This is a genomic window from Halalkalibacter suaedae (assembly GCF_017939705.1).
GTDB classification, from domain to species: Bacteria; Bacillota; Bacilli; order Bacillales; family Bacillaceae_D; genus Halalkalibacter; species Halalkalibacter suaedae.
In genome coordinates this window covers 193854-213825 of the sequence record NZ_JAGKSQ010000007.1, presented here as the reverse complement: position 1 = coordinate 213825, position 19972 = coordinate 193854, and the positions used below count along the sequence as shown (strand labels likewise).

Genomic DNA, 19972 nt, shown 5'->3' with positions numbered 1-19972 from the left:
GGAATCTGAACAAAATACTCTAATTCAATTTTCATTCTATCATAAAAGAAAACTCATTTCCGTACAATTTTACAAAATTAGATCATTTTATTCATGTTCTATGTGATAAACGGCCCGTTCCCCACCAATTAACTTAAGTCTTGTTTTCGCAAGCGTAAGATGGGCTTGTCCAACTGACTTCGTTTTGCTCCGGATCGGGACCGCTACTCTTCGAAGATGCATTCCAATGAGCGTATCGCCAATATCAATACCAGCCTCTGCTTCAACGCTCTCAACTAACACAGGGTCGCTCAGGTGTCGATAGGCATATGTCGCCATCGCCCCACCGGCTGTTCGAATCGGGATCGCACTAACTAAATCATATCGGCGTTCCTTTGCTGTCGACCGTTCTAGCACAAGAGCCCTGTTTAGGTGCTCACAGCACTGAAAGGCAAGCTGAACCCCACTACGATCCTGCTGCTCTTTCAATGCAGAAAAAATAGCTTCTGCCGCTTCCTCAGAGCCATTTGTCCCGATATGTTCACCAATCACTTCACTTGTGCTTGTCCCAACAACGAGGAGAACATCCTCGGTTAACGGAAACGCTTCATGTAAATCATGTAATGCCTGTTCGACCTGTTTCTTAATTGCAAGCACATCCACTGACGAGACCTCCTACATCGATTTTTCTCTATATTGTAAAGCGTTCAATCGTCACTTTCAATTTCTTTGCTTGATCAGACAAGAGAAGAGTCCTCCTGTCATTTGATTATTGACCGGTATTTTTTCGCTTTACGATTACACCTATAGGCAACTCTTTTATAATTTCTCGATTATTTTGTCTAAGCTATTCTCGATCTCAACCGACGTTAATCGGTATTCCTCTAAGGAGCCTCCAAATGGATCAGCAATATCCTTTGTCAGTGTCGCTTCATCCGCAAATTCCTTTAACGTAAACAGACGCGGTTGCACTTCCGGGAAAAAGACTAAAATGGATTGTTTATGGCCCTCGGTCATCGTTAAGATCAAATCGGCCCATTTTAACAACTCCTCAGTTAAAGGCTGAGATTGATGGGTCGGAAAAATCCCCTTTTCCTCCAAGATCGCTCTCGTCCCTTCAGATAGCGGTGATGAAAAGGACGCCTGCAATCCGGCAGACTTCACCTCAACCCGCTCTCCCGCTTTTTTACGAAGCAAGGCCTCCGCCATTGGACTTCGGCAAGTGTTTCCAGTACATACAAATAGGACCTTTCTCATCAGCTTATGAGCCTCCTTAGTCAACGTCTTTCTTATTTTAGATGTGATTAATTTTAACATAACCATTCGCAAAAACATATTAGGCGGAACTTCAACTAGAACTAAGGGAGAATAAGCTTGACTCCAAATCCTAGTAAAATAAAGCCACCCAACACTTCCCCATATGAACCGACAAGATTTTGAAATTTCGCCCCCATGATTAAACCAAGCCACGACAGCAGCATGCTCATAAATCCAATCAGCCCCACAGCCACAATCGTCTTAGCTCCAAGCATACCTAAGCTAAGTCCAGCTGAAAAGCTATCAACACTTACACTTAATGCAAAAATAATCAACCCGAATCCAACTGGCTTAATCGCCGGTTCGTCCTCAGATTTAAAGGCACTCACTATCATTTGAAGGCCGATAAGTAACAACAAGCCCCCACCTATCAGATTCGCAATCATTCCAAAATAAGAAGACAACAGTCTACCAGCTATGATCCCAAGTAGTGGCATGATAATATGAAACATTCCTATCACAACACCAATTCGGAAGATCTGTCTCAACCTCAAACCAAGCATACCCATCCCTAACGAAACCGAAAATGCATCCATTCCTAACGCACATGCCATAATAAATAGCGTCACTAACTCTCCCACCTGTCATCACTCCTTGAACGTGCTATCACCCCATGTCTATGCACGTCCTAAAGGAAAAAGACAGCCTATCTGAAAGAAGCCACAGAAAAAGGTACGACTTTTTCTGTGGCTCCTATGTATTTATTGGATTTAAAGTCCGCTAGTGCAGGAGGGATCAGAGAGAGAAAGCGATTATAACCGTTTAGATTCAGCTGCTTTTTCCAATCGGTTCATAATGGCAATTCCAAGGCCTTCTTTGGCAAACGTCTCAGCAAAAATAACCTCAACCTTTTCCTCATCAAAGCTTCTTAAGCTTTTATATAGAGACATCGCTACGGTTGCCAGGTCATTGCGTTTCCCGCAGGCAATAACGACATCGGCATCATACGCATCCGCGTTTTCCTCTGTTGTTAACACACCAACTCTACTACCTGCCTTTTTCGCCTCATGAACATAGTTTGAAATATTCTCACGGTTGTCTACGAGATATAAAATTCCTGCTGGAGAATAGTGAGTGTATTTCATTCCAGGTGATTTCGGTGCTTCTCCTGCCGACGCAAGAGCTGGATCAACGTCAATCGGTCCGATAATTTCCTCAATCTGTTCCTTTGTAATGCCACCTGGGCGATACAGAATTGGAGTCCCTTCACTGCAGTCAATGACCGTTGACTCAAGACCCACCCCAGTCGGTCCCCCGTCAACAATTCCTGCAATCTTCCGGTTCAGATCATGAAAGACATGAGCTGCAGTAGTCGGACTCGGCTTCCCTGAAAGATTAGCACTCGGTGCGGCAACAGGCACACCCGCCTCCTCTAATAAACGAAGTGCAACCGGATGATCAGGCATTCGAATAGCCACTGTTGATAATCCCGCTGTCACACTCGGTGCAATCCCTTCCTTTCGTTTAAAAATAATCGATAACGGACCAGGCCAAAACACTTCCATAAGCGACTGGGCTGTAGCAGGAATCTCTTCAACTAAATCATCGAGCTGACTTTCCTTTGCAATATGTACAATAAGCGGGTTATCACTCGGCCGCCCTTTTGCTGTGAAGATGCTTTGAATCGCTTTTTCGTCCAATGCATTAGCGCCGAGCCCATAAACAGTCTCTGTCGGAAAGGCAACAACCTCTCCATTTTTTATCCACAAGGCTGCCTCTTCAATTTCCGGAGCTTTATCCTCCAGTAAAGAAGAGTTATCCACAGTCCAAATTTTTGTTTGTTTATAACTCATGTTTCATCGCTCCTAACTTCTCCATTTTGCAAGCCTTGTCTAAAGTTGTCAATCTCAAACCCGAAAATCGACACAAACCCTAACAAATATGCCGAAAACGAACCTGTTCTATTTAATCCAAATAATCAATTCGACATAATTCTAACCACATATCCCAAGCGAAGTTGTCCACACCCGTGGACAACCTGTAGATAACTCATCCCATTTATCCAGTTATACACAAGCAAAACCTATGTGTGTGGAATTATTTAATTGGAAGCGTTTTATTGTTTGAGTAGCTTGTTAAGTGGATAAGTCACTCTTCTTTGAGAAGTCTTGCACACTGGCTGGCTTTTTGAATTAAATTGGTCTTTTTGAAGTGCTTTTATTGAATTATATGCCAGCCAAATGGTGCCCGCTCATAAGTGTGCGGATCCAGCTCATAAGTATATCGATTCCGCTCATAAACACTGCAAGTACGATCATAACTTACTCAACTCGGCTCATAAATCTCTTCAACCAGCAGATTGTCAGCTCATTTTAAGCTAAAAAACCACTTCACTTTGAGAAAGCTCATACATCGGCTGACTTTTTCAATTAAATTGATCTTTTGGAAGTGCTTTTATTGAATTAAATGCCAGCCAAATGGTGCCCGCTCATAATTGTGCGGATCCGGCTCATAAGTATATCGATTCCGCTCATAAACACTGCAAGTACGATCATAACTTACTCAACTCGGCTCATAAATCTCTTCAACTAACAGATTGTCAGCTCATTTTAAGCTAAAAAACCATTCTCCTTCGAAAAAGCTCATACATCGGCTGGCTTTTTGAATTAAATTGGTCTTTTTGAAGTTCTTATATTGAATCAAATGCCAGCCAAATGGTGCCCGCTCATAATTGTGCGGATCCGGCTCATAAGTATATCGATTCCGCTCATAAACACAGCAAGTACGATCATAACTTACTCAACTCGGCTCATAAATCTCTTCAACTAGCAGATTCTCAGCTCATTTTAAACTAAAAAGCCATTCTCCTTCGAAAAAGCTCACACATTGGCTGGCTTTTGAATTAAATTGGTCTTTTTGAATTGCTTTTATTGAAGCAAATGCCAGCCAAATGGTGCCCGCTCATAATTGTGCGGATCCGGCTCATAAGTATATCGATTCCGCTCATAAACACAGCAAGTACGATCATAACTTACTCAACTCGGCTCATAAATCTCTTCAACTAGCAGATTCTTAGCTCATTTTAAGCTAAAAAGCCATTCTCCTTCGAAAAAGCTCATACATCGGCTGGCTTTTTGAATTTAATTGGTCTTTTTGAAGTGCTTTTATTGAATCAAATGCCAGCCAAATAGTGCCCGCTCATAATAGTGGGGATTTGGCTCATAAGTATATCGATTCCGCTCATAAACACTGCAAGTACGATCATAACTCCCCAATACCCACAAATACAAAAAAGCTTGTCGACTATCTCCATACAGAGACATGATCGACAAGCTAAAAGGAGAATCAACCTCCTTTTCTCTACTCTTCACCTAATCCACAAGCCCATACTTTTACATCTTGCTTCGCATTTTTCTTAAAATGAGGCGAGCTTTGAATAGCTGATGGGACGTCATCTAGATCGACTTCTCGGAAGCCAAGCTGGTGGAACAAGGCATTTGTTCCTTTCGCACATAGATAGACAGTCTCGATATCCTTTTCCTCCGCATATTTTAACGTAAGCTGCAGAAATTCAAGGCTGAGCTTTGCATCCCAAATTGGTGAATCAAGGACAAGTGAACGTAGTAGGCCATCGCCATCATACTGTTCGATTCCAACTGTCCCAATTAAATTCTCTGAATCATCTTCAACGACTAGAAACTCATTTATATATTGTTCAATCCCTTCATCACGCAAGCCGGCTTTCGCTACCAATCTTTGAATGGGAAGTAGATCCTTCTGTTCTGCTTTTCTAACAACGATACTCATATCACTCCACCCTTTCCAACCATCTTACATGATATGTATGTGGAGCTTGTACCAATTATGCCTTTTCTGAAGAAAAGATACGATCAAAGATCTTCGTGAAAAATTCTGCGACAAAGAATGATACTTCAACATCCTCTTCTTCTACTTCTTCAACTTCTTCTGTTTCTGCTTGAACCTGAGTTGCTGCTTGTTCTGATTCAACCGCTTCACCGTTAGACATATCTAGGAAGCATAACGGCGGGAACAGTACACACCACCAGTTTTCACCATTTCCTTCACCAAGGGTGATTAAGACTGCATCATATAACCCAGCTGGATAGACAAGGTTTCCATAAAGCTTCGTCGGAAATTGAACCTCTGAGAAGCTGACTTCATAGCTTTGGTTCATCCCCATACGATCTAACTCTTCTTGTACAATTTCCTCTATAGCCGGAAGATTATTTTCAATTGTTTTCTTAGCATCTTCTAAATCGTCAATACCAACGACCCACTCTGTAATGGCCACATTCACCGCATCACGAATATCACGCTTTAATGCTTGATCTTGCACAGAATCACTATTTGCTAGAATACGTAAACGAATGGCTTCTTCTTCACTGACTTCTTGATGGTATGTGGCAACAGCAACCGCATTTTGCGATTCCCAGTTTAATATTAATACGAACAAAGAGAATAATAGATAAATAACTACATTTGGTTTCATAGATTCGCACCGCCCCTTCATACAAACATTGTGGACAGGGTGCTGTGAATTTAAACCTAGTAAACTAAAAAAATTTACAATATTATCTTTCGCACATAAAAAAAGACTTGGACATAAAGGGATATAACTTATATAAATTCCGAAAAATGATAGCTCGAGGACGGAAACCGCTCCTGAAATATACTTCGCTTTCCGCGGGAAGCCGGTGAGCCTCCTCGTGCCTCGGCACTGCGGGGTCTCACCTTTGGCTTTATCATCTCGCAGGAGTCTACGTATATTTCATCCGCTACGTGATTGCTTTGTTCGGTATGTTAGTTAGGTACTTTATTTATTTCATTATCCCTCATCTTTACTCATATCCCCATAAGCAAACACCATACGTTCTTTCCCACTAATATCATTCCGTATCTCAGTCGTGGCATACGGAAATGCCTTAGCTAGCATCGCTTCAACAATTCTTGCTTGATTGATGCCGACTTCAAATGCGATGATGCCGGTTTGTTCAATTACTTGTGGGAGCTCGGTCATGAACCTGCGGTAGAGATCGAGTCCGTCCTGACCGCCGAATAAGGCAAGATGTGGTTCGTGATCTCTCACGTGAACAGCCAATTGCTCAGCGTCTGTTAAAGGGATGTACGGTGGATTTGAGACGATGAGCTTCACTTTTTTTTGCTGATTGATTAGTGGTTGGAGTAAATCACCTTTTAAAAAGTGTACATCTGCCTCAAGGTTCTTCGCGTTCTTTTGGGCAACGAATAACGCTTCCTCAGAAATATCAATAGCATTGACCTCGAAGGTGGGGTGTTCAAGTGCCAGCGTTATTGAAATCGCTCCACTTCCTGTTCCAACATCGACAACAGTCACTTGCTCATCTCGGAAGAGCTTCGCTGCTAATTGACCAACGGCAACAACCAATTCCTCTGTTTCTGGTCTTGGGATTAAGACATGCTTGTTCACGGCAAAGCGCCGTCCAAAAAACTCCTCATAGCCAATTAAATGCTGAACAGGAACACCCTTTGCATGCTCATGCAAGTCATGCTCGAGTTGATCAATCCACTTCGGCTCAATCGGGTCCTGTAGCATTGTAAAGAGCTTCGTCCGGTTTACCTGTAAGTAATGACGTATTAACCATTCTGCAACAGGCGGCTCTAATTTTCTTTCCTCTAAAAAAGAAGAAGCCCACCTAAGGGCCTCCTGCACAGTCATCTTATATTTCTTCAGCATTTTTCATTGCTTCTGCTTGTTCTTCAACGATCAAGGCATCGATGATTTCATCAAGCTTTCCTTGTAAAATCTGATCTAGCTTTTGAATCGTTAGACCAATGCGGTGATCCGTCACACGACTTTGTGGGAAGTTATACGTGCGGATTCGCTCAGAACGATCACCTGTACCTACGGCAAGCTTTCGGGTTGAATCATATTCTGCTTGGATCTCACGATTGATTTTATCAAATACGCGAGCACGAAGAACCTTCATTGCCTTTTCCTTGTTCTTGATTTGTGATTTCTCATCTTGACAGGAAACAACTGTGTTTGTCGGAATATGTGTTAATCGAACAGCTGACATCGTTGTATTAACACTTTGTCCACCTGGTCCACTTGATGTAAACGTATCTGTACGAATGTCTTTATCGTGGATCTCCACTTCAACTTCCTCTGCCTCTGGAAGAACAGCAACGGTTGCCGTTGATGTATGAATGCGACCGCCAGATTCTGTTGTCGGGACACGTTGCACACGGTGGGCCCCGTTTTCATACTTAAGCTTTGAATAAGCTCCCGTCCCGTTCACGCTGAAGATGACTTCCTTGAATCCGCCAAGCTCTGTTGTTGTTGATTCAATCATGTCTGTTTTCCAGCCTTGTGCTTCCGCAAAGCGAGAGTACATTTTATAGAGATCGCCAGCAAATAGCTGAGCTTCATCTCCACCAGCAGCTCCACGAATTTCAACAATAACGTTCTTGTCGTCATTAGGGTCCTTCGGTAAAAGGAGAATTCTTAAACGAGCTTCGAGTTCTTCAAGCTTCTCAGATAGCTCATCAATTTCTTCCTTCACCATTGCATGCATTTCATCATCAAGCTTCTCATCAAGCATTGCACGTGCATCCTTATGCTGAGCATGTGCTTCCTTATATTCACGATAGACTTGCACTGTTTCCTGCAAATCGGATTGTTCCTTTGAATATTCACGTAACCTTTTCGTGTCATTGATGACATCAGGGTCACTAAGTAATTCATTTAACCGATCATAACGGTCTTCTAACGATTGTACACGATCTAACACGGCTTTCACCTCATTAAGGATTTCCAATGTATAACAGTCTAATTATAGTATACTGAGATACCCGGGTCAATGTGAGGTCCCATTTTCGTGGGCACTGTAGGTTTTTTAGCAACAGGTAGTCAAACATCTCAGGGAAGCAGCAATGGCTCCACTCGTTGCACGCCTGCTATGAGAAACTCACTCATAGCAAGGCTTAAGACATTGCAACGGTTTCGCTCATTGCTTAAAAGCCACTAAGAAAGGTGAAAATCGCACCTTTTTCAGTGGCTTTCATATGTATACTTTCCAAAAGTTTGCTTCAATACTAATTAAATCGGGAATACATATGGTATGTATGATTAATGTGGAAAAGAGGTGCTTTCATGAAATATGTCATTATCGGTGGTGACGCAGCCGGGATGAGTGCTGCTATGCAAATTGTCCGCAATGATTCGGAGGCTGAGGTCACAACACTTGAAAAAGGGGAAATCTATTCTTATGCCCAGTGTGGTCTTCCTTATGTTGTCGGTCAGTTGATTGATTCAACTGATTCTCTTATTGCCCGAAGTATCGAAACTTTTAGAGAGAAGTACGGGATTGACGCTCGGACAAACCATGAAGTTACAGAAATTGATCCAAAGAAGAAAGTCGTCATTGGTGACGGTTTTGAAATAAGCTATGATAAATTACTGATCGCAACTGGTGCCACACCTGTCATGCCAAAATGGGACGGGGCAGATCTTGATGGGATTCATACAATCAAAACGATCCCTGAGACAGAAGCATTGATTAAGGATGCAGAAGGTCGACAAAAGGTAACGATTATCGGTGGTGGCTATATCGGTCTTGAAATGGCTGAAAACCTCGTAGAAATTGGAAAAGACGTGACCATTATCGAACAATCCTCACAGCTCGCAACGATTTTCGATGAGGATCTAGCTGAAATGATCGAGGAGGAAGCAACAAAGCACGGGATCACCGTTAAATTAAATGAATCGGTCAAAGGGTTTGCAGGAACAGAGCGAGTCCAGCGTGTTCTAACGGATAAAGGCGAGATTGAGAGTGACCTTGTCATTGTCGCTGTCGGTGTTCGTCCAAACACTTCATTCTTAAAGGAAACAGGGATCCACTTTCACAAAAATGGAGCCATTAAAGTCAACGCCTTTTTAGAGACGAATATTGAGGATATCTACGCTGCTGGAGATTGTGCCACTCAGTACCATCGTATCAAGGAGAAGGATGACTATATTCCACTTGGAACCCACGCAAATAAACAAGGACGCTTAGCAGGACTCTCTATGATTGGCAAAGGTCGGGCTTTTCAAGGGATTGTTGGTACATCAATCATTAAATTCTTTGACCTTACCTTAGCGAGAACTGGATTATCTGCAAGTGAGATTGAAACACAGCGATTCCCATATGAAGCCGTTACAGCTTCGTTACCCGATATCGCTGGCTATTATCCTGACCCTGAACGAATGACGCTTCGTCTTTTTTATCACACGGAAACTAATCAATTACTTGGTGGCCAAATCATCGGGAAAAAGGGTGTCGACAAGCGTATCGATGTGCTTGCGACAGCTCTTTATCATCGGATGACGATCGCGGAATTAGAGGATCTAGACCTCGCCTACGCCCCGCCATTTAACATGGCATGGGATCCATTACAGCAAACAGCACGACGACGTTAATCGTAAAGAGGGTGTCCCTAGACAGGACACCCTCTTTCTTCTAGTTACTCTCTTCGGTAATATGAACGCGATATCTCGGGATTTCCTCTTGGAACTTTCGCTCGAGTGAATCGATCTTCTTTTTCTTTTCATCGTCTTCAAGATCCTTAGGAATCGACACATTGACGAACGCATGACTTCCCGCAAGAATGACCATACCTGAATCAAGCCCAAATTCATCATGAATAATATGATGGATCAGCTGTTGGTCGTTCCCTAAATGACGACGTTCAGCATGCATTGATCTAAAGCTTGTTCCAGTCGTATTTTGGATATCACTTCGATAACCATATGTCGGCTTTTGTCGATTAATACTTTCGAAATTCATTGGACCCGGTCCGAATAAGCCATAAGTCAGACGGTTCACATCTGAGTCTGTCGACATACTCTGTATCCCTTGTCCGTCCTGTGTTCCTTCGATTGGTCCAGCCTGACACCCCGTGACAAGCAGCACTCCTAATGTTAGCGGAGCTATCCATTTTCTCATGCAAATGCACCTCCATAATACTAAAGTAGGGCTGCATCAATTAGTGTCCCCGATCTTGTAGGAAATGTAGCTGTTAGTTTTGACCATAAAAAAAAGCCGAACATCCAATATGAGATGTTCGGCTTTTTTGCCTTATTACACTTGCGTTGTACTTCTTTCAATCACTTTGGCATGCTGCGGGCGGTGAGGAACCTCATGGCAGTCACGACAGCGTGGTTCGTAGGATTCAGATGCACCAACAAGAATAATCGGATCTGTATAAGAAGCAGGTTGCCCATCAATCAAGCGTTGCGTTCGGCTCGCTGGAGCACCACAGCTAGGACAGACGGCTTGAAGCTTCGTTACTTCTTCAGCAATCGCCATCAATGCTTGGATTGGTCCAAATGGCTCGCCACGGAAATCTTGATCAAGTCCAGCACAAATAACACGAATGCCACGATTAGCAAGCTCGTCCACCACATGAACAATCTCTTCATCAAAAAATTGAACCTCGTCGATCCCAACAACCTGAGTATCTTCAAGAACGAGCGGCAACAAATCACTTGAACAAGCAACAGGTGTTGCCATTACCTTGTTTCCATTATGTGAGACAACCTCTTCCTCACTATAACGATTATCAAGTGCTGGCTTAAATACTTGAACCTTAAGCTTTCCAAAACTCACGCGTCGCACTCGTCTAATTAGCTCTTCAGACTTGCCCGAAAACATACTTCCACAAATCACTTCAACCCAACCAAGCTGCTTAAAAATCTGCATCTATATTCCCCCACCTTACGAAAATAATCTATAATGAACAAGCCTCTTTCACCCCTTTTTTAGGGTTGCTTGTACTGTTTTATCGTCTAATTTACTAGAAACGGCACTCTTTTCTGAAAAAAAAACAGGCAGAGCTCTCGCTTGCCTGCTTTATTTATGAAGTTTACTTCATGTTGTATTTCTTCTTGAAGCGGTCAACTCGTCCACCAACATCGTTAAGCTTCTGCTTACCAGTGTAGAATGGGTGAGAATCCGCACTAACTTCAACTTTAAGAAGTGGATATGTGTTACCATCTTCCCACTCAATTGTTTCAGCTGAACCTCTTGTAGAACCACTAAGGAATTTAAAACCTGTGCTTGTATCCAAGAAAACAACTTTTTGGTAATTTGGGTGAATTTCTTGTTTCATTACTTTTCATCTCCTTTTGCCCTGAATCTCTTCGAAACAGAGTTATCTCAATCACACATGACGAAATTATATCAACTTAATGAGTAAATTGCAACTCCAATTTACACCAGTCCGTTTATCGTTTCCGTGTGGATTTCTTCATTTCTTCTTCCATTGAAGCAAAGAAATCAATATTTGTTTTAGTTTCTTTCACTCGTTTGATGAAATGATCAACAAATTCTGGTGAGTCATTCATCGTCTTACGAACAGCCCATAGCTTTTCTAGCTGATCCTTCGGTAAAAGAAGCTCTTCTTTTCTTGTTCCAGACCGACGAATATCAATTGATGGGAAGATTCGACGCTCAGCAAGCTTACGATCAAGATGTAGCTCCATGTTTCCTGTCCCTTTGAATTCCTCATAAATAACATCATCCATACGGGAGCCTGTCTCAACTAAAGCTGTCGCTAAAATGGTTAAGCTTCCACCCTCTTCGATATTACGGGCTGCCCCGAAGAAACGCTTAGGACGGTGAAATGCAGCTGGATCGATACCACCTGATAAGGTTCTGCCACTTGGTGGGATAACAAGGTTATACGCACGCGCTAATCTTGTGATACTATCCATTAAAATGACCACATCTTTTCGATGCTCAACGAGTCGCATTGCACGCTCTAATACAAGCTCAGCTACTTTAATATGGTTTTCTGGCATTTCATCAAAGGTAGAGCTGACGACTTCAGCCTTAACCGAACGCTCAATATCGGTTACTTCCTCTGGTCGTTCGTCAATTAAAAGGACGATTAACTCAACATCGGGGTGATTTTCAGCGATGCTGTTAGCAACCTCTTTCATTAATGACGTCTTACCAGCCTTTGGTGGTGCAACAATTAATCCACGTTGACCAAAACCAACAGGTGAGATCATATCAATGATTCGTGATGATACACGACCAGGTGCTGTCTCTAATTCAATTTTCTGTTCAGGATATAGTGGAGTAAGTGCAGGGAAATGAGGACGTTCTCTTGATGTTTCCGGTGCATCGCCGTTCACTGCTTCAACATGTAACAAACCGTGATAGCGCTCATTTTCTTTTGGTGGACGAACCTTACCAGAAACCTTGTCACCATTTCTTAAATCGAATCTACGAATCTGAGAAGCGGAGATATAGATGTCTTCTGAGCTTGGCATGTAATTGATTGGTCGCAAGAAGCCAAAGCCTTCTGACTGAATAATTTCTAGGACACCTTCCATGAACAGAAGTCCATCCTGTTCGGCCTGTCCTTTAAGGATCGCAAACACCAATTCTTTTTTCGTTAACTTGCTGTAATAGGAAATCTTGTATTCTCTAGCAAGTTCATAAAGTTCTTTTAGCTTCATATTCTCTAAATCTGATATATGGACACCCATTGTAACACCACGTTTCTATTTACTAATCAGTTGTAACCTGATTGATTATATGGATTTTTCTTCACTTATACTCATCGTAGTCTGGAATAGCCTTTTCTTGTATGTAAGAAGGGATAGAGATTGTACGGAGAAAGATAAGGTGAAGGAATCGAATATCTTTTATTTTAACCTTTTTCATGATCATTATTCAAGATCACTAAAAAACATTTAGAAGAGAAGGCTGGGACAAGTGGTCTGAACCGCCCGAACAAGATAGATCGTTTGCGGCACCGCTTCTGAAATATACTTCGCTTTCCGCGGGAAGCCGGTGAGCCTCCTCGTCTACGCCTGCGGGGTCTCACCCTTGGCTTTAGATCCCGCAGGAGTCTACGTATATTTCATCCGCTAAACACTTGCTTTGTTCGGAGTTTCAATTAGCCACCATTCTTTAGGTCAAAGCCCCTCTTCATTTTCTTTCAGTTAACTTTCGACTTGCTCGACTTCTTCTTCGGTCATTTTTTCACGCCAAATTTTTGCACCTAGTCCGATTAGCTTTTCTTCAAGGTTTGCGTAGCCTCTGTCAATATGCTCAAGTCCGGAGATTTCGGTGATTCCATCAGCAAGCAAGCCAGCAACAATAAGTGCAGCTCCGGCACGGAGATCACTTGCCTTTACTTTGGCTCCTTGAAGCTTGGTTGGTCCGTTCAAAATTGCCGACCTGCCTTCAACCTTAACATTCGCACCCATTCTTCGTAATTCATCAATATGCTTGAAGCGGGCATTATATATTGTATCTGTTACAATACTTGTCCCTTCGGCCTGTGTTAACAGGCTAGTAAACGGTTGTTGGAGATCCGTTGGGAAACCAGGGTAGACTAGGGTTTTGATATCGACACCCTTTTTGACAGCAGTACTATGTATAAGTAGCTGATCGTCGCTCTCTTCAATGACGACTCCCATCTCTCTTAGCTTAGCAATGAGTGACTCAACATGATATGGAATAATATTATCTATGACTACCTTTTGCCCCATCGCTGCGGCTAGGATCATATACGTTCCCGCTTCAATACGGTCTGGAATAATTGAATGCCTGCAGCCTGATAATGAATCCACACCATCAATCCGGATTACATTTGTTCCAGCCCCTTTGATGCGTGCTCCCATACTCGTAAGTAATGTTGCAACATCAATAATTTCTGGCTCTTTCGCTGCATTTTCAATGATTGTCTGTCCTTTTGCTCGCACAGCTGCAAGCATGATATTAATCGTTGCCCCAACACTGACAACATCAAGATAGATTCTTGCCCCACGAAGCTCATCTGCACGCAGATAAATAGCCCCTTGTTCATTGGTTACCTTTGCTCCAAGTGCCTCGAAACCTTTAATATGTTGATCAATGGGTCTTGGGCCCAGATTGCAGCCTCCTGGTAGACCAATCACTGCTTTTTTGAATTTCCCTAGCATTGCTCCCATTAAATAATAAGAAGCTCGTAGCTTCTTCACTCTTCCATTCGGAAGTGGCATTGCTATCATTTTTTCCGGATTAATTTTGATTTCATGAGTACTTAACTCAACCTCTCCTCCAATTTCACGGAGAAGCTCTGCTAGTAATTGAACATCAGAAATTGCTGGTAGATTGTCGATGGTTACTTCGGAATCAGCCAAAATTGCAGCTGGAATTAATGCTACTGCACTATTTTTTGCTCCACTTATTTGTACACTACCTTCTAAAGGATATCCGCCTTCAATCATTAATTTATCCATACTCGCATCCTTTCCATCGTTGCTAGTCACCATCTAGAGTAATCTTCTATTTTCCATTATAACCATTTCAAAGCGAAAGTAACGAATCTTTTCTTGTCAAAATAGAAAGAAGTCTTTTCTATTATCGGTGTTATTGCTTGGAATTGTCATCTTTTATTATGAAAATTTGTTGAGGAATTTAGGAATAGGTAGAAATTCGTCGATATTCCCCTATGAATGGACAAAAAGCAGTTCAGCTGAACTGCTTTTTGTCTAACCATACGGATGTATTATGCTTTGTTTGAAGAACCGAATTCACGCATTTTGCCAATTACTGTTGCTTTAATTGTGTCACGTGCTGGTCCTAAGTATTTACGAGGATCAATCATTTCTGGGTTTGCCTCAAGCACTTCACGAACTGCTTTAGCAGATGTGATTTGGTTTTCTGTGTTAACGTTGATCTTTGCATGTCCAAATGAAATTGCCTTTTGAACATCCTTCAACGGAATACCAGTACCACCGTGAAGAACAAGTGGAATTCCAACAAGCTCATCAATTTCCTTCATACGATCGAAACCAAGGTTTGGTTCACCTTTGTAAGGACCATGTACAGAACCTAGAGCAGGAGCGAAACAATCTACGCCAGTTGCAGCAACTAGTTCTTTACACTCAGCAGGAATCGCGTAAGCAGCTTCTGCATCATCAACGATTAAATCATCTTCTTGTCCACCGATACGACCAAGCTCTGCTTCAACAGATACTCCAAGAGCATGAGCAACAGCTACAACTTGCTTCGTAATTGCGATGTTTTCTTCAAGTGGGTGATGTGAACCATCAATCATAACAGATGTGAAACCTGCATGGATTGCTTCTACACACTTCTCGAAGCTAGAACCGTGATCAAGGTGAATCGCAACTGGTACAGTTGTACCGTACTCTTCCATAAGATCCTTAACCATGTTGACAATTAATTTGAATCCTCCCATGTAACGTGCTGCACCCTCAGATACACCTAGGATTACTGGAGACTTCTCTTCCTCTGCTGCTTGAAGAATCGCTTGAGTAAATTCAAGGTTGTTAATGTTGAATTGACCCACTGCATAGCTTTCCGCCTTTGCTTTGTTAAGCATTTCTTTCATTGATACTAAAGGCATTTTGTTTCCTCCTTTGTATTTGAGCAATCATAGATAGCGAACGTTTTTCTTATCCATCCTAGATCGTATCCATTTAAAATGTGCCCGACCTAAGCTAACATTATCCTCTTACCTATGTATAAGATCTCTCCGCCCACTTTTATATCTATAAGAAACTCTCTATTGTTTAACGTGTCCATTATAGCACACTCAACTCAAATTACACGTCTTTCTGCCCTTATTCCTCTATTTTTCGTAAATTATTTTGCTTCGGTTTTCGAGCCATCAATGCTTTCCTTAATCACTGCACGAATATCGTCAATATCAAAAGGCTTCGCAAAGTGAGTGATTGCTCCTAAGCTCATTGCCTCGTTAATCAGGTTCAGTTCACCATATGCAGTCATCATAATTACATTGATTTGTGGATGGTCCTCTTTAATATGCTTCAAGATCTCAAGCCCGTCCATTCCAGGAATTTTCATATCTAATAGCACTAAGTCTGGCTGCTCCTTCTCAACAATTTTCAGTGCCTGGACACCATTTGCCGCATCATGCATTTGATAGCCATCCTTCTGTAAAATCTCACAAAGTAACACCCGAATTCCGTATTGATCATCAACCACTAATATCTTCTTCACTGTATAACTCCTCCTCATTTATAATCACTTTCATATTTATTTATAATTGGTGTTTGGACATCGTCATCTAGCTTAAGATTCGTTGTTTATTATTAAAGTCCTGCCAAAATTGATGAACTTACTAGAAAAACCGTCCGACATCACCTGTCTCTTTTTGTCGATAATCAAGGATTAAGCTATAATGACAACTAAAAGAAGAGAAGGAAGGCGATTGTTACGTGCTAAAGATTTTCACAACACAGCTAGCAGGATTATTTCAATCCATCGCTACAAAAGAAGAATTATTAGAGGATGCTGCCCGTTTACTTAGTCAGGCACTGATTGGGGAAGGGACTTTATATATTTATGGCGACGACGAAATGGCTACCGTTGTCGTGGAGGCTCTATATGGACAAGACCGATTAGATCAAACCGCTTCCCTCATTGTAAACGATTCAATGGCTGAGCTCGATTCCGTTGACCGTGTCTTACTCGTTGCAAGAAAGGCATCGGACGAGCGAGTACTTGATTATGCTCAAAAGCTATATGATCAACAAATTCCATTTGTATGTATTGTTGCAGAGGAAGATTCAGCACCGTTAGGCACACTCGCTGATATCGTCATCGATTTAGGTGTACGTAATGGATTAGTGCCAACAGATACTGGTGAGCGAGTAGGCTATCCCGCCTCGATTACAGCCCTCTACTGTTATTTCGCTCTCGCCCTTTTGATGAGGGAAATGCTCGAGGAGCTTGAATGAGAAAATAAGAGACTGGGACAAAAGTGATTTAATTAATAGAAAATACGAACAATATAGGTAGCGGGCGTAATCCACTCCTGAAATATACTTCGCTTTCCGCGGGAAGCCGGTGAGCCTCCTCGTGCCTTGCACTGCGGGGTCTCACCTTTGGCTTTTGCATCCCGCAGGAGTCTACGTATATTTCATCCGCTCCGTGATTGCTTTATTCGTTATTTCTGTTAGACACCTTAAACATTTCCACCATCTTCCAGACATAGATAAAACGCCTTTGAGAAATGACTCTCAAAGGCGTTTTATGTTATTTCGTTTGTTTTCTATTGGCGACACTGGTACTTGGCCCCTGTCTTTTGTTTGAGGAGAAGGAAATTCCCTGTTTTCGCACTAAACAAAGCGGACGGGATGGGAGGGCCGACTCCTGCAGGAAATAAGGGCAAAATGGAAATCCACCGGCTGAGCCGGTTAGTTCCATGCCCTCCGGCGGGTGCTGCCCCCCATCCCGGTAGCGAGGTCGAAGCACCATATCGTGGCAACTAACCAAAAAAACCTGTCAACAGTCTCGCCTTAGCAAGACTTTGTCGACAGGCTAGAAGGTATCAACCGGGGTTAACGGTTGGCACCTTCTTTTGTTTAATCTATTTCTTTAATGATGCACCGATGAATTCTCTAAATAATGGCTGCGGACGCGTTGGTCTTGATTTGAATTCAGGGTGGAATTGAGATGCAATAAAGAATGGATGCTCACTCAATTCAATGATTTCAATCAACCTGCCATCTGGGCTTGTCCCAGAGAAGATAAAGCCGGCCTTTTCCATTTGCTCACGGTATTCATTGTTAAACTCATAACGATGACGGTGACGCTCATAGACAACTGGCTCTTGATATGTCGCCTCTGCAAGGGAGCCTGCAACAAGCTTACAAGGATATAGTCCAAGACGCAGCGTTCCACCCATATCTTCGACGTCCTTTTGTTCTGGTAACAAGTCAATGACTGGATAAGGCGTTTGTGGATCTAGCTCTGCCGAATGAGCACCCTCAAGCCCTAGAACATTACGTGCATATTCAATCGATGCTAGCTGCATTCCAAGACAAATACCGAGGAACGGTACATTGTTCTCTCTCGCATACTTAATTGCACTGATCTTGCCCTCTACCCCACGATCACCGAAGCCACCTGGGACTAGAATGCCATCTACTGACGAAAGAAGCTCAGCTACGTTCGCTTCTGTTACATCTTCAGCATGAATCCATTTAATTTCTACGTCTGCATCATAAGCATATCCTGCATGACGAAGTGACTCAGCAACAGATAAATAAGCATCTTGAAGAGAAACATATTTACCAACAAGACCAATCGTTACTTTCTCAGAAAGATTTTGAACCTTATTCACTAGGTCAATCCATTCAGTCATATCAGCTTCTTGGCATTTTAGACGTAGATGACGACAAACGATATCATCAAGATGCTGTGCTTGTAGTTCTAGTGGAACTTTGTAAAGGGTATCCGCATCACGTGCTTCAATAACTGCATCCTTATCGATATCACAGAACAAAGCAATCTTTTCTTTCATTTCTTGAGGGACTGGCTTTTCGGTACGAACAACGATAATATTCGGCTGAATACCAAGACTTCTTAATTCCTTAACACTGTGCTGTGTTGGTTTCGACTTCATCTCACCAGCAGCTGCTAAATAAGGAATAAGTGTACAGTGAACATACATGACGTTTTCAGAGCCGACATCACTCTTGATTTGACGAATTGCTTCAAGGAAAGGCAAGCTTTCGATGTCACCAACCGTACCACCAATCTCGGTAATAACAACATCAGCATTTGTTTCACGACCTGCTCGGAAGACACGTTCTTTAATTTCATTTGTGACGTGTGGAATAACTTGAACTGTCCCACCTAAGTAATCGCCGCGACGTTCTTTTTTGATAACAGTTGAATAGATTTTCCCTGTTGTGACATTACTATTCTGACTTAAATTAATATCAATGAAGCGCTCATAATGGCCTAAGTCCAAATCTGTCTCGGCACCATCATCGGTTACAAATACTTCTCCATGCTGATATGGACTCATTGTTCCTGGATCGACATTAATATATGGATCGAATTTTTGAATGGTCACCTTTAGGCCACGGTTTTTAAGCAAACGTCCAAGAGAAGCTGCTGTAATTCCCTTACCAAGAGATGACACAACACCGCCCGTTACAAAAATATATTTTGCTGCCATTTTTTCGTCTCCCTCGCTGTAATATAAGTATTTTTTTGTATATAAATAAAAAAACAAAAGTGAGATCTCCCTCAAAGTAGGGGGCACACTTTTGTTTCAACATTATCAGTATTTTCTTAAGCCCAAAAATGATTCTACCTAGAAAGCGGGCATAAGTCAAGAGTTGGATTAGACTAGCTTAAGTCGTCATCATCATCTTCTAAATCATCACTATCATCGTCGTCATCATCAAGATCTTCGTCGATATCTGCCTTATCGTCGAAGTCCTCGACATCGGTATCGTCATCATCATCTGCATCGTCATCAACTGCAAGCTCATCAAGCTCGTCCTCAAGATCCTCATACTCATCATCAAAGTCATCGAATCCAGCATCAAGATCAGTATCAGCGATTTTCGCTTTCTTACGAGGCTTGACCGGTGTTGTGATTTCCTCATCTGATTGTTCAAGAGCATACCAACTCTTAAGTCCCCAATTGTTGTCTCCTAATGAATGAAAACGTCCATCAATATTCATAGCTGTATATAGATTAGCGATACGTTGGTTCACTTCTTCTTTTGACATACCCTTTATTTTCGCAACTTCTTTAATTAAATCATAATAGTCGAATGGCTTACGCTCTTTTTTCATAATTTCAAAAGCAACTTCAATCATTGATACCTCTTGTAACTCTTCCTTCGTCATTTCCTGTAAATTCATCAAGGCACTTCCTTTCAGATCAATCTTCCACCTAT

The 19972-nt window shown here is 42.1% G+C and carries 19 protein-coding genes; 2 read left to right on the top strand and 17 right to left on the bottom strand.

Translation table 11 applies throughout. The features are described 5' to 3' along the window. Positions 1 to 87: 87 nt before the first annotated feature. From J7W16_RS16785 to prfA, 8 genes are all read right to left on the bottom strand, one after another. Positions 88 to 642, bottom strand: a complete 555-nt coding sequence (locus tag J7W16_RS16785; protein ID WP_210598624.1) for a TIGR01440 family protein — start codon at positions 640 to 642, stop codon at positions 88 to 90. Positions 643 to 798: 156 nt separating this feature from the next. Beyond that, entirely contained in the window at positions 799 to 1236 is a 438-nt protein-coding gene (locus J7W16_RS16780; RefSeq protein WP_210598623.1) for a low molecular weight protein arginine phosphatase, read from the bottom strand. A 101-nt stretch (positions 1237 to 1337) separates the two neighbouring features. Next, positions 1338 to 1850 carry a manganese efflux pump MntP gene (locus J7W16_RS16775; protein ID WP_210598655.1) on the bottom strand — a complete coding sequence of 171 codons (513 nt, stop codon included), beginning with the start codon at positions 1848 to 1850 and terminating at the stop codon, positions 1338 to 1340. 198 nt (positions 1851 to 2048) lie between these two features. Beyond that, positions 2049 to 3089: an L-threonylcarbamoyladenylate synthase gene (locus tag J7W16_RS16770; RefSeq protein WP_210598622.1), complete on the bottom strand. Its 1041-nt coding sequence runs from the start codon at positions 3087 to 3089 to the stop codon at positions 2049 to 2051. A gap of 1507 nt (positions 3090 to 4596) precedes the next feature. Beyond that, positions 4597 to 5043 (bottom strand): GNAT family N-acetyltransferase, encoded by a 447-nt coding sequence (locus J7W16_RS16765; protein WP_210598621.1) that lies wholly within the window; start codon positions 5041 to 5043, stop codon positions 4597 to 4599. A gap of 55 nt (positions 5044 to 5098) precedes the next feature. Continuing rightward, on the bottom strand, positions 5099 to 5746 hold the full coding sequence (gene spoIIR, locus J7W16_RS16760; RefSeq protein ID WP_210598620.1) for a stage II sporulation protein R: 648 nt from the start codon (positions 5744 to 5746) through the stop codon (positions 5099 to 5101). Positions 5747 to 6082: 336 nt separating this feature from the next. Next, positions 6083 to 6970: a peptide chain release factor N(5)-glutamine methyltransferase gene (prmC, locus tag J7W16_RS16755; protein ID WP_246880070.1), complete on the bottom strand. Its 888-nt coding sequence runs from the start codon at positions 6968 to 6970 to the stop codon at positions 6083 to 6085. Further along, the gene (gene prfA / locus J7W16_RS16750; RefSeq protein ID WP_210598619.1) at positions 6954 to 8027 is read right to left on the bottom strand and encodes a peptide chain release factor 1; all 1074 of its coding nucleotides are present in this window, start codon (positions 8025 to 8027) and stop codon (positions 6954 to 6956) included. The genes prmC and prfA overlap by 17 nt, the downstream gene beginning before the upstream one ends. A 362-nt stretch (positions 8028 to 8389) precedes the next feature. Between prfA and J7W16_RS16745 the strand changes: the two genes are divergently transcribed. After that, a complete protein-coding gene (locus J7W16_RS16745) occupies positions 8390 to 9697 on the top strand; it encodes an FAD-dependent oxidoreductase (RefSeq protein WP_210598618.1) in 1308 nt (435 codons plus the stop codon). A 40-nt stretch (positions 9698 to 9737) separates the two neighbouring features. On the opposite strand, the gene J7W16_RS16740 is transcribed toward J7W16_RS16745, so the two are convergent. The 7 genes from J7W16_RS16740 to J7W16_RS16710 form a co-directional block, all read right to left on the bottom strand. Continuing rightward, positions 9738 to 10223 carry a hypothetical protein gene (locus J7W16_RS16740; RefSeq protein ID WP_210598617.1) on the bottom strand — a complete coding sequence of 162 codons (486 nt, stop codon included), beginning with the start codon at positions 10221 to 10223 and terminating at the stop codon, positions 9738 to 9740. A 135-nt stretch (positions 10224 to 10358) separates the two neighbouring features. Beyond that, on the bottom strand, positions 10359 to 10979 hold the full coding sequence (locus J7W16_RS16735) for a thymidine kinase (RefSeq protein WP_210598616.1): 621 nt from the start codon (positions 10977 to 10979) through the stop codon (positions 10359 to 10361). Positions 10980 to 11142: 163 nt separating this feature from the next. Then, positions 11143 to 11388 carry a type B 50S ribosomal protein L31 gene (locus J7W16_RS16730; RefSeq protein WP_210598615.1) on the bottom strand — a complete coding sequence of 82 codons (246 nt, stop codon included), beginning with the start codon at positions 11386 to 11388 and terminating at the stop codon, positions 11143 to 11145. A gap of 115 nt (positions 11389 to 11503) precedes the next feature. After that, positions 11504 to 12775: a transcription termination factor Rho gene (rho, locus tag J7W16_RS16725; RefSeq protein ID WP_210598614.1), complete on the bottom strand. Its 1272-nt coding sequence runs from the start codon at positions 12773 to 12775 to the stop codon at positions 11504 to 11506. A 459-nt stretch (positions 12776 to 13234) separates the two neighbouring features. Continuing rightward, positions 13235 to 14518: a UDP-N-acetylglucosamine 1-carboxyvinyltransferase gene (locus J7W16_RS16720; RefSeq protein ID WP_210598613.1), complete on the bottom strand. Its 1284-nt coding sequence runs from the start codon at positions 14516 to 14518 to the stop codon at positions 13235 to 13237. A gap of 269 nt (positions 14519 to 14787) precedes the next feature. Beyond that, positions 14788 to 15651, bottom strand: coding sequence for a class II fructose-1,6-bisphosphate aldolase (gene fba, locus J7W16_RS16715; RefSeq protein ID WP_210598612.1), 864 nt, complete (start codon positions 15649 to 15651; stop codon positions 14788 to 14790). 239 nt (positions 15652 to 15890) lie between these two features. Next, entirely contained in the window at positions 15891 to 16268 is a 378-nt protein-coding gene (locus tag J7W16_RS16710) for a response regulator (protein ID WP_346726952.1), read from the bottom strand. 218 nt (positions 16269 to 16486) lie between these two features. On the opposite strand from J7W16_RS16710, the gene J7W16_RS16705 reads away from it, so the two are divergent. Further along, positions 16487 to 17008 carry a DUF2529 family protein gene (locus J7W16_RS16705; protein ID WP_210598610.1) on the top strand — a complete coding sequence of 174 codons (522 nt, stop codon included), beginning with the start codon at positions 16487 to 16489 and terminating at the stop codon, positions 17006 to 17008. Positions 17009 to 17640: 632 nt separating this feature from the next. Here the strand turns inward: J7W16_RS16705 and J7W16_RS16700 are convergent. After that, entirely contained in the window at positions 17641 to 19239 is a 1599-nt protein-coding gene (locus J7W16_RS16700) for a CTP synthase (RefSeq protein ID WP_210598609.1), read from the bottom strand. A gap of 173 nt (positions 19240 to 19412) precedes the next feature. Then, the gene (gene rpoE, locus J7W16_RS16695; protein WP_210598608.1) at positions 19413 to 19937 is read right to left on the bottom strand and encodes a DNA-directed RNA polymerase subunit delta; all 525 of its coding nucleotides are present in this window, start codon (positions 19935 to 19937) and stop codon (positions 19413 to 19415) included. Positions 19938 to 19972 lie beyond the last annotated feature (35 nt).